We start from the raw sequence: 15,533 nt of genomic DNA on the forward strand, positions 1-15,533 counted from the left end.
TAGTGGGTGATAGCCCCTTATCCGAAACCATGACTCACCCTAGGGTGTCCCCGAGTACTGCGAGGCACGTGAAACCTCGTGGGAATCCGGGAGGACCATCTCCCAAGGCTAAATACTACTCTCTGACCGATAGTGAACCAGTACCGTGAGGGAAAGGTGAAAAGTACTCCAATGAGGAGGGTGAAATAGAACCTGAAACCGTATGCCTACAAGCAGTGGGAGCACTATGGAGCAATCCAGTGTGACCGCGTGCCTTTTGCATAATGAGTCAGCGAGTTACCCTCAGCAGCGAGGTTAAGTTCATAGAACGGAGCCGCAGCGAAAGCGAGTCTTAATAGGGCGAATTAGTTGCTGGGGGTAGACCCGAAACCGGGTGATCTATCCATGTCCAGGGTGAAAGGAAGGTAACACTTCGTGGAGGCCCGAACCCACTGGCGTTGAAAAGCCAGGGGATGAGGTGTGGATAGGAGTGAAAGGCTAATCAAACTCGGAGATAGCTGGTTCTCCCCGAAATATATTTAGGTATAGCCTCACAAAGTAAGTAGCGGGGGTAGAGCACTGGATGGGCTAGGGGCCTCACCAGGTTACCAAACCTAACCAAACTCCGAATACCGCTAACTGTTATTGTGGGAGTCAGACTGCGGGTGATAAGATCCGTAGTCAAAAGGGAAAGAGCCCAGACCGCCAGCTAAGGTCCCAAAATCTATGCTAAGTGGAAAACGATGTGGAAATGCCCAGACAACCAGGAGGTTGGCTTAGAAGCAGCCACCCTTTAAAGAAAGCGTAATAGCTCACTGGTCGAGTGGGTCTGCGCGGAAAATGTAACGGGGCTAAGCATAGTACCGAAGCTGCGGATTTGATCCTTAAGGATCAAGTGGTAGGGGAGCATTGTGTAAGCCTGCGAAGGTCGACCGTGAGGACGGCTGGAGGTATCACAAGAGATTATGCTGACATGAGTAGCGAAAAACAAGGTGAGAAACCTTGTCACCGAAAACCCAAGGTTTCCTACGTAAAGGTAATCTGCGTAGGGTTAGTCGGTCCCTAAGGCGAGGCCGAAAGGCGTAGTTGATGGGAAACAGGTTAATATTCCTGTACCACCTGTTGTTGCGATGGGGGGACGGAGAAGGGTAGACGATCCTGGCGCTGGTTGTCCAGGTTTAAGGTTGTAGGCGGGAAGAGGAGGCAAATCCCTTCTTCCATTCAACGCTGAGAACTGATGACGAGGGGGTATCCCCGCAAAGTCGTCGATCCCATGCTTCCAAGAAAAGCCTCTAAGCTTCAGACAGCAGGTGACCGTACCGTAAACCGACTCAGGTGGGTGAGGATAAATGTCCTAAGGTGCTTGAGAGAACACTGGTTAAGGAACTCGGCAAAATGATACCGTAACTTCGGGAGAAGGTATGCCCTTTTTGGTGAAGGCGATTCGCTCGCACAGCTGAAGAGGGTCGCAGAGAAATGGCGGTAGCGACTGTTTACTAAAAACATAGGACTCTGCAAAGTCGCAAGACGACGTATAGGGTCTGACGCCTGCCCGGTGCCGGAAGGTTAAGGGGATTTGTTAGCCGCAAGGTGAAGCTTTGAACCGAAGCCCCGGTAAACGGCGGCCGTAACTATAACGGTCCTAAGGTAGCGAAATTCCTTGTCGGGTAAGTTCCGACCTGCACGAATGGCGTAACGATTTCCGCGCTGTCTCAACCAGTGGCTCAGCGAAATTGAATTCTCGGTGAAGATGCCGAGTACCCGCGGTAAGACGGAAAGACCCCGTGCACCTTTACTACAGTTTGACAGTGACATTCGAATAAGCTTGTGTAGGATAGGTGGGAGGCTTTGAAGCTGGGACGCCAGTCTCGGTGGAGCCATCCTTGAAATACCACCCTGGTTTGTTTGGATGTCTAACCCAGGTCCGTCATCCGGATCGGGGACACTGTCTGATGGGTAGTTTGACTGGGGCGGTCGCCTCCCAAAGAGTAACGGAGGCGCGCGAAGGTTCCCTCAGGCTGATTGGAAACCAGCCGTAGAGTGTAAAGGCATAAGGGAGCTTGACTGCGAGACCAACAAGTCGAGCAGGTACGAAAGTAGGTCTTAGTGATCCGGCGGTTCTGTATGGAAGGGCCGTCGCTCAACGGATAAAAGGTACGCCGGGGATAACAGGCTGATCTCCCCCAAGAGTTCACATCGACGGGGAGGTTTGGCACCTCGATGTCGGCTCATCGCATCCTGGGGCTGAAGTAGGTCCCAAGGGTTTGGCTGTTCGCCAATTAAAGCGGTACGCGAGCTGGGTTTAAAACGTCGTGAGACAGTTTGGTCCCTATCTACCGTGGGCGTAGGATACTTGAGAAGAGTTGACCTTAGTACGAGAGGACCGGGTTGAACGTACCTCTGGTGTTCCAGTTGTTCCGCCAGGAGCAGTCGCTGGGTAGCTATGTACGGAAAGGATAACCGCTGAAAGCATCTAAGCGGGAAGCCTCCTTCAAGATTAGGTATCCCCGGGAGCAATCCCCTGAAGGCCCGTTGTAGACCACAACGTTGATAGGCCGGGTGTGTAAGCGCAGTAATGCGTTCAGCTTACCGGTACTAATCGGCCGTGAGGCTTGACCATAAAAAATTCTTAGAGAGGGGGGTGGTCCTCCACCCCCCGATCATATACTGCCAAAAATCCTACAGACACGAAATGCGATTGTGAGAAACATATTGCGCGGGCGAAAGCCCAAGCTACGAGTTTCTCTGTGGCTATGCCGAGAGGGTCACACCCGTTCCCATCCCGAACACGGAAGTTAAGCCTCTCAGGGCCGATGGTACTGCATTGGAAACGATGTGGGAGAGTAGGTCGCCGCAGGGAATTTAATAGAGAAAGCCCCGTCTGATTCCAGACGGGGCTTTTTCGCGTTCGCAGGCAGCGGTTCTTCCCTGTCGCGTCTGGATCAACGGCAAAATCCGTCGGCTCAATTCCTCCCGACCCCCTTCCTCCACTTGTTCAAACGAGACGCAGGTCGCGCCCAGATACTCACAGCATCTCTGGTCAACTGTCATAGATCCGCTCCTGTTGGGGTGATATACCTATTGGATTGACACTATGCTCTTTTTAATGTAGTAATTGGCATATTTGAATGCGATCGGGGCAACTATGTTTTTTAAGAAATATCTCTCTTCATTGCGCAGCACATACATATTCATGGTCTGTTTCGGCCTTCTCATGGGGGTCGTTTTCCCCTTCTATTCCTGGCTCTTCTTCGGAGCCAAGGCCTTCGCTCCCCTCTATGCTCTGGGCTGCCTGGCGGCTGGATTCATTGTCGGCACCTTCTGCTACCACATCATCAAGGAAGCCCTCAGGCTTTACATCGAACAGCAACTAAAAATCCTGGGGCGGATCACGGGTGAAACGTCCACTCTGTCACAGTCCGGCACCGGCGACGAACTGCAGCAGCTGATGGAGTGCAACGAGGCCCTTATGAATCGGGTCCTGGTGATGGTGGAAAACGTTTCCAAACTTGCCGCAGACATAACCACCCGGCACGGCCGCCTCACTGCCGACTTCAGCAAGACGGTGCACAACCACGAAAAACAGGCTGCCAGGGAGCAGGAAACCATCGGGGCGGTAGACGACATGAACGCCTTCTTCCGGGATCTGCTGAAGGAGATCGAGGACATCGCCGCGCGCACCGACCAGCGTGCCTCCATCTCAACGGAAATGAGCGCCGCCACCGACGCCATCGCCCTGAGCATCCAGGAGTATTCCGCATCGGTGATGGAAACCTCTGCTTCCATCGAGGAAATGGCCGTCAGCATCAAGGGAACGGCATCAAACATCGATGCCCTGACCACCTCCACGGAACAGACCTACAACTCCATCCTTGCCATCGGCAACTCCATCGGAGAGATACGTGACAATGCCCGCCGCTCCTCCGACTGCTCGGAACGGGTCCGCGTGGAGGCTGTCGAAGGAATGGAGGCCATGGCCGCGACCATAGCCGCCATGACCGCCATAGAGGAGCACAGCGACCGCTCCGTTGACGCGATCAACCGCCTGTCGCAGCACTCTTTGCGTGTCGGCGAATTCCTCGATGTCATCAAGGAGGTGGTTGCCCAGACGAACCTCCTCTCTCTCAATGCCTCCATCATCGCCGCCCAGGCAGGTGAGCGGGGCAAGGCCTTCGCCGTGGTGGCCGAAGAGGTCCGCGCGCTCGCCAAGAGAACATCCGCTTCCACGGAAGAGATCGAGGAACTGGTCGCGAACATCCAGAAAGAGACCGCCGCTGCCGAGAACGCTGCCCGCCTGGGTAAGGACAAAGTTGCCGAAGGGGTCATGGTGTCGGAGAAGGCCGACGAGGCGCTGCACAGGATAGAAGACAGCGCCGCTGAGGCATCACGCATGGTGCAGCAGATCGCCGCAGCCACCGACGAGCAGGCCTCGGGCAGCAAGCTGATTACCGAGGAAGCCGAGAAAAACCTGAGCCGGGTGAAACAGTTCAGCCGTGCCATCCAGGAGGAGGAAACGGGAGCCCAGCTCATCGTCCGCAGCCTGGAGCGCATGCGCGCCCTCTCGGGTAAGATAACCAGTTCCACCGATGAGCAGGTCCGCGGCAACCGCCTTTACATGCAGAGCGTGCAGGACGACAACGACAAGGTGAAGCGACTGAAGGAAACGTGCATGGAACAGATCGACATCGGGGACGTGCTGCGCAAAGACGTGGCCGAGGTCGATCGCCTGATCCAGGGGACCGCCCAGGAGGCCAAACAGATGCTCTGGGAGATCGAGACCATCAACGGACTCATCGTTGCCATGCACCGGGAGATGGAATCCTTTCGCAAGCTCTAGCTAGATTCCCCGCGCTAAAAAATTCAGCCCCGCCGGTTGCTCCGGACGGGGCTTTTTTTATGCGAAAGATGATGGGGGACTGACTCCGCCAGGTGCCTGTCCCCTTGGTGTTCTTAGTGCTCTGGGAAGTAGGCTGAGCCGAAAGGAGCGTCCCGCTAAAGGGACAGGCACCTGACGGAGCCTGTCCCTTCTGCCGCGCACCCTCTCTCTCTCTCCTGCCTTGACATAAAAAACAGGTCCGCTAGATTATAGTTTGTTAATTTTGCCGACGTTTTGCCGTCGTCTGCTGCCGGCCGCGCACCCACAGAACCCGGGGTGGCGCTTTGGCCCACGAAGTCACGGGAGGCGGTATGAGAAGCTTATCGACATCTGCTCCTATCCTGCTGCTCGCTGCGGTCGTGGCGCACCTGGTTCTGGCAGGGCCGGACTCGGTGTTTGCTACGACCGGGAGTGTAGCCGAGGTTCTCCCCGGTGCGGGGGCAGCCCCGACGGAGCCTGCCCCGCAACGGTTGAACCGGCTGGTCACGCTGGATGACGTCTCCCTTAACAACTGGAAAATCCTCCGCAGCCGGTCCGGCTATAACGTTGCCCAGGCCGACACCGTCCCCCTGCTTTACACGGATGAAGCACCGCAGCGGAACCTTTCCTGGGAGACGGGCGAGGGTAAAAGCTACCTCATCCCGGCGCTGGAAATTCCCGCCTTCATCGTCCTTCTCAATGCCTTCGACAGGGTGGCTTTGCATGACAAAATGACCCCGGAGGGGAAGAGAACCTATGCCACCAACCCCTCCACCTTCTGGCACCAGTTGTCCCATCAGGACTGGACCTTCGACCAGGACACCTTCAAGGTGAACCAGTTCGGGCACCCCTACGAGGGGGCCACCATGTACGGGCTGGCCCGCTCGGCCGGGCTGAACTTCTGGCAGTCGCTGGCCTACAGCAACGTCGGAAGCTTTTTGTGGGAAATGGGGGGGGAGAATTCCCGTCCGTCGAGCAACGACCTCATCACGACCGGCAATGCGGGAGCCCTGCTGGGCGAGGCGCTGTTCCGGATGGCGGACCTGGTCCTGGAAGAGGGGGGAAGGGGGAGCAACCCTCCTCTAGGGCACCGTCTGGCAGCAGCGGCAATATCGCCGCCAACGGCAGTAAATCGCCTGCTGTTCGGCAAGCGCTTCGATACCGTCTTCCCCAATCACAGCCCGGCGACGCTATGGTTGTGCCGTGGTGGCTTCAGCCTCGATGTCCACTCCAAGAACCTGAGCGCGCCTGTCAAGGAGCCCAGCAAGGAAAGCATCGGCGTCATCGAGTTCTCCATGGCCTACGGGCTTCCGGGAAAGCCGGGGTACGGCTACAGGCGGCCCCTGGACTACTTCAACTTCGAGATCTCTACGAGGGCACGGCAACACAACCTGGTGGACACCCTTACCGTCAGGGGACTGTTGAAGGGGACAACATACGAGGTGGGCAGGGATTATCGCGGCATCTGGGGGCTCTACGGCAGCTACGACTACATCTCTCCCTACCTGTTCAGGGTATCGAGTACGGCGCTGTCCGTTGGGACCACGGGGCAGTACTGGATCGGCCCCGGCGTGGCATTGCAGGGATCGTTACTCGGGGGGGTGGGATTCGGCGCGACCGGCCTGGAATCTGATGTCGTAGAGGAGCGGGGCTACCATTACGGCGCGACGCCGCAGGTACTGTTGGCGACTAACTTCCTCTTTGGCGACAGGGCAATGGTGGAGCTGACTGGTCGCTATTACTATGTAAGCAGCCTGGGGCCGGATCATGACGGATCAGAGAGTGTCTTCAACGGACATGGCGGCTTGACCATAAGGATCCACGGCAGCCATGCGATAGGGCTGCAATATTCGGAGTCGATACGCAACACGAACTATGCTAATATTCCCACAAAGTACCGGGCGGAAGGAACAATAAGTCTCGTCTATACCTTTATCAGTGACAGGGCGTTCGGTGCGGTAGAGTGGCGAGAACCTGGCGATCGTTGATTGCTGCGCTCACGAAGCCCGATGCCGCCTATCAGAAGCAGCCTGCCAAGACCAACTTCATCCCCTGCAAGTACAGAGACATTGCAGGGGAATTCTTTATTCGGGAGACGACATGACTGACGCTATCCGTGGCTTGGAACCGCAGATTTTCTGGAACTGCTTCGCCGCAATCGCGGGGATTCCCCGCCCCTCCGGGCGCGAGGAACGGATCGGGGAGTACATCCTGGAGCGCGCCGGGCAACTGGGACTGGAGCGGGCCAAGGACGACTGCGGCAACATCGTGGTGAAGCTCCCGGCCACCCCGGGGAAGGAGCGGGTGCGCAGCATCTGTCTGCAATCGCACCTGGACATGGTCTGCGAGAAGAATGCGGACAAGGTGCACGATTTTCTCAAGGACCCCATCGAACTGGTGCGCCAGGGGGAGGTGCTGACGGCCAACGGGACCACCCTCGGCGCCGACAACGGCATCGGCGTGGCCACCTCGCTTGCCGTCATGGAGGACCGAAGCGTCGAACATGGCCCTCTGGAGCTGCTCTTCACGGTCGAGGAGGAAACCGGGCTGCGCGGGGCGAAGAACCTGAGCCCCGAGCTGGTGCAAAGCAGGATCCTGTTGAACCTCGACTCGGAGGAGGAGGGGGCTTTGTACATCGGCTGCGCCGGCGGCAGGGATACCGTGGCGAGGTGGGCCTTGGCCCGCGACGCGGCACCGGCCGGTTCCCTGCCGTTTCGCCTCACCGTGAAGGGGCTCAAAGGGGGGCACTCCGGCCTCGAGATCGACAAGGGGCTGGGTAACGCCATCAAGCTGCTGAACAGGGCGCTCGTGGCGCTGTCCGGGCAGGGGGCGAGGCTCGCGGCCATCGACGGCGGCAACATGAGAAACGCCATCCCGAGGGAGTGCGGCGCCATCATCTACCTGGCGCCGGAGCAGGCGGCGAACGCCCAGGCGCTGGTCGCCGAGCTCGCGGCGACCTTTGCCGCGGAGCTGCCGACGGTCGATCCGGGAGTCCAGCTGACCCTGGAGCGCGCGGAGGCCGGGCCGGCAACGGTGATGGAGCCGCAACTGCAGCGGCTGGTGCTGAAGACCATCGCCGCCCTCCCCAGCGGGGTGCAGCGCATGAGCGCCGATATTGCCGGGCTGGTCGAGACCTCCACCAACGTGTCGGTTATCGGCACGGAGCGGGACGAATTGGTGCTCATCACCAGCCAGCGCAGTTCCAGCGCGTCCCGGTTGACCGAGGTGGTGGAGACGGTCCGGTCCATCATGGAGTTAGGTGGCGCCGTGGTCGAGGTGAGCGAGGGGTACCCGGGGTGGCAGCCCAACGTCGATTCGCCGGTATTGAAGCTGGCGCAAAGGTGCTACCGGGATCTGTACCGGAAGGAGCCGGAGGTGAAGGCGATCCATGCGGGGCTTGAATGCGGCATCATCGGAGAGCGCATACCCGGCATGGATATGGTCTCCTTCGGGCCGAACATGGAGAAGGTGCACTCGCCTGACGAGAGGGTCTACATCGAGAGCGTGGGCAGGTACTGGAGATTCGTGCTGGAGATCCTGAAGGCCGCTGAGTAGCCGCTACTCCTGTAGGTCGCAGAAGAAGCGGACCACCAGTGGAACGATGGCGTTGGTGCCGCAGATGGTGACCCGCTGGGTCATCTCCTTGCATTTGTGCCCCACGCGGCACTGCAGGGAGATGTCGTGCAGGCCCGCGTGGCACCGAAACACCCGTGGGGTGTCGCCGTCCTTGTTTTCACCCTGGTAATCCCCATCCAGTGAGACGCTTCCCCTGCGCTGGCAGCAAACCGTGAAGTATTCCATGGTCTCTCCGCTGCGGCATCGTTTGATTGGAAAATGCTAAGCGTCAAGTATCGCCTGCTGCGCCGATACTGCAAGGGCAAGGAGTGCGGCGGGACGCCTCATGGGCGGAACTACAGGATCTGCACCTGGAGTCCCGCACCCGGGGCGGAGCGGTAGACGAAGGTGAGCACGGCGGGCTCTTCGCGCCAGGGGATAGAGCGGTAATCCCTGGCGAAGCTGCGGCGGTAATAGCGGACGCGTTCGCCGGGTTTGGCCTCCAGGCGCGGTGGGGCGCAGGGTTCGACCTGCTCCTCCGTACGGGCAAAGAACCCGGGGAGGTTGCCCCCCGGGTAGCCGACCAGGCAGAAGTCGAAGCAGAGCGCGTCGCGCAGCCGCTCTCGTGCCGCCTCGTCGCTCCACCCGGCACCGAAGCGCCACAGGGCATCGAAGAGCGAGGCGAGGGAGAGGTTGTTGGCGAAGAGCCCGGCGGAGTCGAAGAACCGGGCCGCCTCGTCGAAGAGCTGGGCCAGGGGGCGTTCCGCAGCGAAGACCTGCAGCGTTGCCCTGAACCTGCCGCTGTTGTAGACCAGGTCCAAGAGCCGGCTGATGCCTTCGATGCGCCGGATCTCGTCGAAGCTGAGCCACGGGGTGCGCAGGATCTTGTAAGGCGCCGTCTCGGAATAGGCATACCCGTCCTTGCGCGCGATGCCCCGCATTGCCGTTCCCTTCAGGACCTTCAACGGCTCGACCTGGATGTGGTCCGCCTCGAGCGCGAAGAGTCCCTGCACCGAGGCGAGAAAACCTTGCAGCGATTCCCCCGGCAGCCCCGCCACCAGGTCGAGGTGCACGGTGATCCCGGTCGTCGACTGCAGCCGCCGCACCTTTTCGTACAGCTTTGCCAGGCTCGATTTCCGCTCCACCTTGGCCAGCGTCTCCTCTCCCCCCGACTGAACCCCTATCTCGAAACGGAAGATCCCCGCCGGCACCTGGGTGAGCAGGGCCAGGTTCTCCTCGGTCAAAAGCTCCGCCGCTATTTCGAAATGAAACTTGCTGCCGCGGTTGTGCTCCAGGATGAAACGCCAGATCTCGTCGGCCCGCTTCGCGTCGTAGTTGAAGGTGCGGTCGGCGAGTTTCACGGTCTGCACCCCGGCCTCCATGAGCAGCCGGAGATCCGCCTTGATCCTCTCCATGGAAAAGGAGCGGACGCCGCTTTCGATGGAGGACATGCAAAAGGCGCAGGAGAATGGGCAGCCGCGCGAGGTCTCGTAGTACACCAGCGGCTTTTTCAGGTCGACGAGCCCGACAGCAAAGGGCGAGGGGATACGGTCCAGCTCGGCCAGCGCCGCACGCTCGGGATTGGCGATGACCTCTTCGCCCTGGCGATAGGTGATCCCGGCAATGTCGTCCAGCGGCACCTCTTCGGCCAGGGCCTGGAGCAGTTCCCGGCAGCTTTGCTCCCCTTCGCCGCGCACGATGCAGTCGATGGCGCCGTTGCGCACCATCATGTCGAAGGAGCCGAAGGAAACCTCCGGGCCGCCCAGGACGATGAAGGTATCCGGGGCCAGCTGCTTCAGATCCGAGGCCAGCTTCAGTGTCAGTTCGGTGTTCCAGATGTAGCAAGAGAACATCACCACATCCGCCCGCTCGGCGTAGAGCTTTGCCAGCAACTGGTCCGGTTGTTCGTTGATGGTCAGCTCCAGGATGCCGCACTCAAGGCCCGGCAGATTCGCGGCAGTCGAGGCGAGATAGGGGAGGGCCAGGGAGGCGTGGACGTACTTGGCGTGCAGGGTGGCGAGCAGGATCTTCATGGGCGGGGATTGTAGCCGATTAGAGGAGGCGTTGCCAGAAAAATGGTGCCGGGAGTTCAGCGGCCCCCAGAGCGGCATGGGACGCATCCCTTGCCCGCGCCACGGTTTTTTGTTACTGTAAGCGGCTGCAAAAACAAAACCCAACACTGTTGGCCACGGAGAAGATCTGAGAAAATCTGAGCGCTGCGAAAGCAGGGTTAAAGACCAGGGCAAAGACTTTCTAGCTTGAACGAAGCCTTTACGCTTGCGGATCAGTGACGAGCTTCCGCCGGTAAAGGTCCCCCTTTGGCAAAGGGGGATTCAGGGGGATTTGCTTTTGGTTGAGAAGAGGCAAATCCCCCCCGCCCCCCTTTGCAAAAGGGGGGGGAGCTGAAGGTAGGTAGCTGATAGATAGTTGCTCATCGGTTTAAGTTTCGTGTGAGCTCCGATGTTCTCAGATTTTCTCCGTGGCCAACGGTTTCAAAGGATAAACATGAAAAGCAAGAAACTGCCGAAACTACTCTACGCCGACAGCCAGGGCAACATCTACGACCACCCCTACCTCACCATGGCGGGGATGAGCGCCGACGAGGCTGTTTTGCCGGAGTCGGTCGAGCTGATCCCGCTGCCGGACGACAGCCGCCTGTTCACCATACCCGACACGCCTCCCATCGCCTGGGACGAGGACCAGGGGAGCTTCGTGACCCTGAGCCAAGTCAGGGAGGGACGGCGCAGCATGAAGATCCAGGCCGTTTCCGCCTTCATGGCCCCGGGGTACATGCGCACCCTGCTCCCGGCCTGCGACTACAGCAAGAAGAAGGTGCATCTCCCGCTTTGGTCTTACACCGCCGTAGGGTGGGACGAGGAGCGGGAGTGCTTCGTGGTGGCGGCGACCCGCGTCGACGACAACGAGAACTGGCTCCCCAAGAACTACGACGACAGGAAGCTCGATCCGCTGGTGCGCAAGATGCTGGCCGAGTTCCCCAAGAACCGGCTCATCGAACAGCTGTCGCGCTGCGCCGTCGACTACCACTGTTTCGCGGCCAAGAACCTCTTCTTTCGCAGGTGGGAAGCTCCCATCCCGACTTCGCCGGTCTGCAACTCGCGCTGCCTGGGGTGCATCAGCCTCCAGCCTTCCGACTGCTGCCCGTCCAACCACGAGCGCATCCCGTTCGTCCCGACACCGGAGGAGATCGTGGAGCTGATGCTGCCGCACCTTAGGCAGGCGCCGGAGCCGATCGTCTCCTACGGCCAGGGGTGCGAGGGGGACCCGATCATGCAGGCGGACACCATCGCGGAGGCGACCAGGAGGCTCAAGGCCGGGACCTCGCGCGGCACGGTCAACTTCAACTCCAACGGTTCCATGCCTGACCGGGTCCGCATGCTCTGCGATGCCGGCATGGACTCCATGCGTTTCTCCATGAATTCGGTGCAGGAGGGGTTCTACAACAGCTACTACCGCCCCAAGGGGTACCGTTTCGCCGACGTGGTCGAGTCGGTCCAGGCGGCGAAGCAGAAGGGGCTCTTCACCATGATCAACTACCTCGTCTCTCCGGGCGTCACCGACAGCCCTTCCGAACTGGAGGCGCTTTTGAAGTTCATCGAGAAGACCGGGGTGGACATGCTGCAGATGCGCAACCTCTCCATCGATCCCGCCTTCTACAACGAGAGGATGGGCGTGCAAAAGCGCGGCGTCGGCATGTACCGGATGCTGCAGGAGGTGAAGAAGGCGTTCCCGAAGATCCAGTATGGCTACTTCAACCGCACCAAGGAGCGCTTCTTTCCCGACGGATTCGAGAAGGGATGGCCGATTAAATAACGGCAAGGACTGACAGTTGACAGTTGACAGTTGACAATTGACAATTGACGACGAAAACCAAAACAGTCGCTTTGTTACTATGAGGAGCCGCCATGTACCACTGGCGGCTCCTCGTTTTTCTACATCACAGTTAAGGCTAACGGGTCCTCCTCTGTTACTTCAACAGCGGCAACAGCTTGTTCAAGTCGAAGCCTCGCACGACGCTGCCGTAGACCATGAAAATGGGGGTCGCGTTCATGCCGTGCTCCCTGGCTATCTGTTCGTGCTCCTGTTGCAGCGCGATCCCCTCGGGGGTGATCTCCGACAGTTTCCACCTGTCAGCCGTGCCCGCCGCCACCTCCAGGTAGGCTTTCTCTTTGTCTTTCGCAGACAGGATGTACTGCACCTTACCCTTGGAGGCGGGGTGGCTTTTCAGGGGGAGAAAGAAGATATAGCGGGTGACGTCACTGCGCTTTTGGAAATACGCCTCCGCTTTCCTGCAGAAGGGGCACTCCGGATCGGTGAACTCTATCACCATGATCTTGCCGTTCCCTACTTTAACCGCCTTGCTGAGATCGAGGTCTTTGGCGGAGGCTGCCGAGACAAGAACCATCAGAAGTAACGGTGCTATGAGCCAAAGGCCCAGGCGCCTGAAAAAACAACTGTCTGCTTTACGCATCACTATCCCCTCACCTCGAAACCGGTAAACTCACCGGTGTACTCGGCCAGTTTCTCAATCAGCTCATCCACCCTGGCCAACTCCGGCCCCCTGCGGCACCACTGCACCATCGCCAACACGTCGGCTTCCTCGCCTTCGAAACAGGCCTCGACGGCGCCGTCGGCGAGGTTGCGGACCCAACCGCTCACCCCGAGTTGTTGCGCGGTGCGGGCGGTGTGGTGACGAAAAGCCACCCCCTGGACCCTCCCGCGCACGATCAGGCTCGCCCTTATTTTCATTTCTCCCCCAGTTCCTTGGACCGGGCCACACAGACGTCGACGGCGTTGATGGTGGCGGCGCGGAAACCGTCGCGATCCAGCGAGTGCATGGCGGCGATGGTGGTTCCCCCCGGCGAGGCGACGTTGCTTTTCAGGACCGCCGGGTGCTCGTGGCTCTCCAGGAGCAGCTTCGCGGTGCCGTACACGGTCTGGGCGGCCAGCGCGGTGGCGACGTCCCGGGTGAGGCCGTGCTTCACGCCTGCGTCGCTCAGCGCCTCGATGAAGGTGAGCACATAGGCCGGGCCGCTGCCGGAAACGCCGGTGACGGCGTCGAGCAGCTTTTCGTCGACCACGCAGGTGGTGCCGACCAGGTCGAAGATCCTGCGGGTGAGGACGAGGTCGTCCTCGGTGGCGTTGTAGCCGCGGGAGATGGCGGAAGCCCCCTGCAGAACCAGGGCGGGTGTGTTGGGCATGACGCGGACCACGCGGGCCCCGGAGCCGAGCATCCCTTCGATGGCGGCACTTTTGACCCCTGCCATGATGGAGATGAAGAGCTTCTCGGTGAGTCCTGCGCCCAGCGCGCCGAGCACCTGCGGGGCGACCTGGGGCTTGACGGCGAGGACGATGGTATCGCTCATCCTGCACAGCTCCACGTTGTCGGAGAGGACCTGCACGCCGTAGCGCTCCGCCAAAAGGTTGCGGCGCGACTCGGATGGCTCGGACACGGCGAGTTCGGCCGCCGGCACGCCCCCGGCCAGAAGCCCCTTGATGATCGCCTCCGCCATGTTGCCGCCGCCGATGAACCCTGTTTTCTTGTCCATGTCTTTGCCTCCGTTTTCCTAAAGGTTTTTGGTTCAAAGATAGGTAATAAATCCGTCCGCAAATGTCAATAGAATTGATTTGTTTTAATTATGATTGCGTCTGCTGCCGGCGTGTTGTATCGGGCCCCGACAGGGATTAGACTGATCCGTGGAGGTGCGGCATGTTCAAAGGCATAACGGGAAACGTATTCATACTCGGGCTGGTCAGCTTCTTCACCGACGTTTCCAGCGAGATGATCTACCCGCTGCTGCCCCTGTTTCTCACCGGCCTGCTCGGTGCAGGTCCTGCCTTTCTGGGCGTCATCGAAGGCGTTGCCGAATCCACCGCCGCCTTGTTGAAGCTTTTGTCAGGGATCATGTCGGACCGGGTACGCCGCAGAAAGAGGCTCGTCCTCGCGGGATACTCCCTGTCGGCGATCATGCGTCCGCTGATAGGGAGCGCGTCCTCGCCCCTGGCGGTGTTGCTGATCCGCACCGGCGACCGGGTCGGCAAGGGGATCCGCACCTCGCCGCGGGACGCGCTCATAGCCGACTCCGTCGATCCTTCCCTTAGGGGCAAGGCCTACGGTTTTCACCGCTCCATGGATCATGCCGGCGCCCTGGTGGGGCCGCTTGTGGCCACCTTCCTGCTCGCCTACTTCGTCACCGACCTGCGCCACCTGTTCTGGCTGGCGGGAATACCGGGCCTCGCCGCCGTGCTGCTCATCATGTGGAAGGTGACCGAGACCGAGCGCACGCCGCTGCAAAAGACCGGACTGCGGCTGGCCGCGCTCCCCCCGGGCCGACTGAGGAGGTACCTGCTGGTCCTGTTTCTCTTCACCCTGGGCAACTCCTCGGACGCCTTTTTGCTGCTCAAAGCCGGCGCCGTCGGCACCCCCTCCTACCGGTTGCCGCTTTTGTGGGCCTTCTTTCACCTGGTCAAGATGCTTTCCTCCATGCCTTTCGGCGCGCTCTCGGACCGCATCGGCAGACGGTCCGTGATCGTGGCGGGCTGGAGTGTCTATTCCCTTTCCTACCTGGGATTCGGCGTCGCGACCACGGAGTGGCAGATCTGGCTCCTCTTTGCCGTGTACGGCCTGTTCTTCGGGCTCACCGAGGGGGTGGAGAAGGCGTTTCTGGCGGACATGGCGCCACCGGCGCAGCGCGGTGCCGCTTTTGGCTGGTACAACTTCGCCGTCGGTGCCGGCGCCCTGCCGGCCAGCCTTCTTTTCGGCGGCATCTGGCAACTGGAAGGAAACGTGGCGCCCTTTTTTTTCGGGGCCGCGCTCGCCGCCGTAGCAGCAGTTCTGCTGCTCATGCTGGTGCCGTCTCAGCAGCAGCCAGACGCTGATGCGAGAAGGACATGAACCCCATCATGTTGTTCCGATTCTGTCATAGCGTTCGGTGTTGTCACTGTCCTGTCTAGCAATACTCACACAACTTTCCTACGCACTGTCACTGCCTTAGGAAGATTTGCCCGCCAACGTCGATTTTCTCCTAAAGTCTCCTATCAGCCCGCCGATTAGCCTCCAGTATGTCGCAGTAAAAGTTATTGTTATGTCAAAAATACTAATATTGGCTGTCAACATTTTGATTCC

At 59.7% G+C, this 15,533-nt stretch carries 10 protein-coding genes and 2 rRNA genes (1 of these 12 only partly in view); 7 read left to right on the forward strand and 5 right to left on the reverse strand.

The genetic code is table 11. The features are described from left to right. The 5 genes from KP004_RS03435 to KP004_RS03455 form a co-directional block, all read left to right on the forward strand. Positions 1-2,599: ribosomal RNA gene (locus tag KP004_RS03435) — 23S ribosomal RNA — on the forward strand; it begins 360 nt to the left of the window's first position. 123 nt (positions 2,600-2,722) lie between these two features. Further along, positions 2,723-2,839 (forward strand): 5S ribosomal RNA (gene rrf / locus KP004_RS03440). A 285-nt stretch (positions 2,840-3,124) separates the two neighbouring features. Then, positions 3,125-4,816 (forward strand): methyl-accepting chemotaxis protein, encoded by a 1,692-nt coding sequence (locus KP004_RS03445; protein ID WP_216800989.1) that lies wholly within the window; start codon positions 3,125-3,127, stop codon positions 4,814-4,816. 350 nt (positions 4,817-5,166) lie between these two features. Beyond that, on the forward strand, positions 5,167-6,822 hold the full coding sequence (locus tag KP004_RS03450; RefSeq protein WP_216800990.1) for a DUF3943 domain-containing protein: 1,656 nt from the start codon (positions 5,167-5,169) through the stop codon (positions 6,820-6,822). A 112-nt stretch (positions 6,823-6,934) separates the two neighbouring features. Continuing rightward, on the forward strand, positions 6,935-8,389 hold the full coding sequence (locus KP004_RS03455) for an aminoacyl-histidine dipeptidase (RefSeq protein WP_216800991.1): 1,455 nt from the start codon (positions 6,935-6,937) through the stop codon (positions 8,387-8,389). A gap of 3 nt (positions 8,390-8,392) precedes the next feature. Here KP004_RS03455 and KP004_RS03460 read toward each other — a convergent pair whose 3' ends face one another. After that, complete coding sequence (locus KP004_RS03460) at positions 8,393-8,635, reverse strand: hypothetical protein (protein ID WP_216800992.1); 243 nt, start codon at positions 8,633-8,635, stop codon at positions 8,393-8,395. 110 nt (positions 8,636-8,745) lie between these two features. Beyond that, a complete protein-coding gene (locus KP004_RS03465) occupies positions 8,746-10,422 on the reverse strand; it encodes a B12-binding domain-containing radical SAM protein (protein WP_216800993.1) in 1,677 nt (558 codons plus the stop codon). A 472-nt stretch (positions 10,423-10,894) separates the two neighbouring features. Here KP004_RS03465 and KP004_RS03470 point away from each other — a divergent pair, with 472 nt between their 5' ends. Beyond that, positions 10,895-12,220, forward strand: a complete 1,326-nt coding sequence (locus tag KP004_RS03470; protein ID WP_216800994.1) for a radical SAM family protein — start codon at positions 10,895-10,897, stop codon at positions 12,218-12,220. Between the two features lie 154 nt (positions 12,221-12,374). Here the strand turns inward: KP004_RS03470 and KP004_RS03475 are convergent, their stop codons facing one another. From KP004_RS03475 to proC, 3 genes are read right to left on the reverse strand one after another with little or no spacing between them, the layout of a single operon-like run. Then, positions 12,375-12,878, reverse strand: a complete 504-nt coding sequence (locus KP004_RS03475) for a DsbC family protein (protein ID WP_216800995.1) — start codon at positions 12,876-12,878, stop codon at positions 12,375-12,377. A gap of 2 nt (positions 12,879-12,880) precedes the next feature. Beyond that, entirely contained in the window at positions 12,881-13,156 is a 276-nt protein-coding gene (locus KP004_RS03480) for an acylphosphatase (protein WP_216800996.1), read from the reverse strand. Then, positions 13,153-13,956 (reverse strand): pyrroline-5-carboxylate reductase, encoded by an 804-nt coding sequence (gene proC, locus KP004_RS03485; protein ID WP_216800997.1) that lies wholly within the window; start codon positions 13,954-13,956, stop codon positions 13,153-13,155. Before proC ends, KP004_RS03480 begins: the two co-directional genes overlap by 4 nt. A gap of 161 nt (positions 13,957-14,117) precedes the next feature. Between proC and KP004_RS03490 the strand changes: the two genes are divergently transcribed. After that, positions 14,118-15,302 carry an MFS transporter gene (locus KP004_RS03490; RefSeq protein WP_216800998.1) on the forward strand — a complete coding sequence of 395 codons (1,185 nt, stop codon included), beginning with the start codon at positions 14,118-14,120 and terminating at the stop codon, positions 15,300-15,302. The last annotated feature ends 231 nt before the right edge of the window (positions 15,303-15,533 follow it).

This window comes from Geomonas oryzisoli (assembly GCF_018986915.1).
GTDB classification, from domain to species: Bacteria; Desulfobacterota; Desulfuromonadia; order Geobacterales; family Geobacteraceae; genus Geomonas; species Geomonas oryzisoli.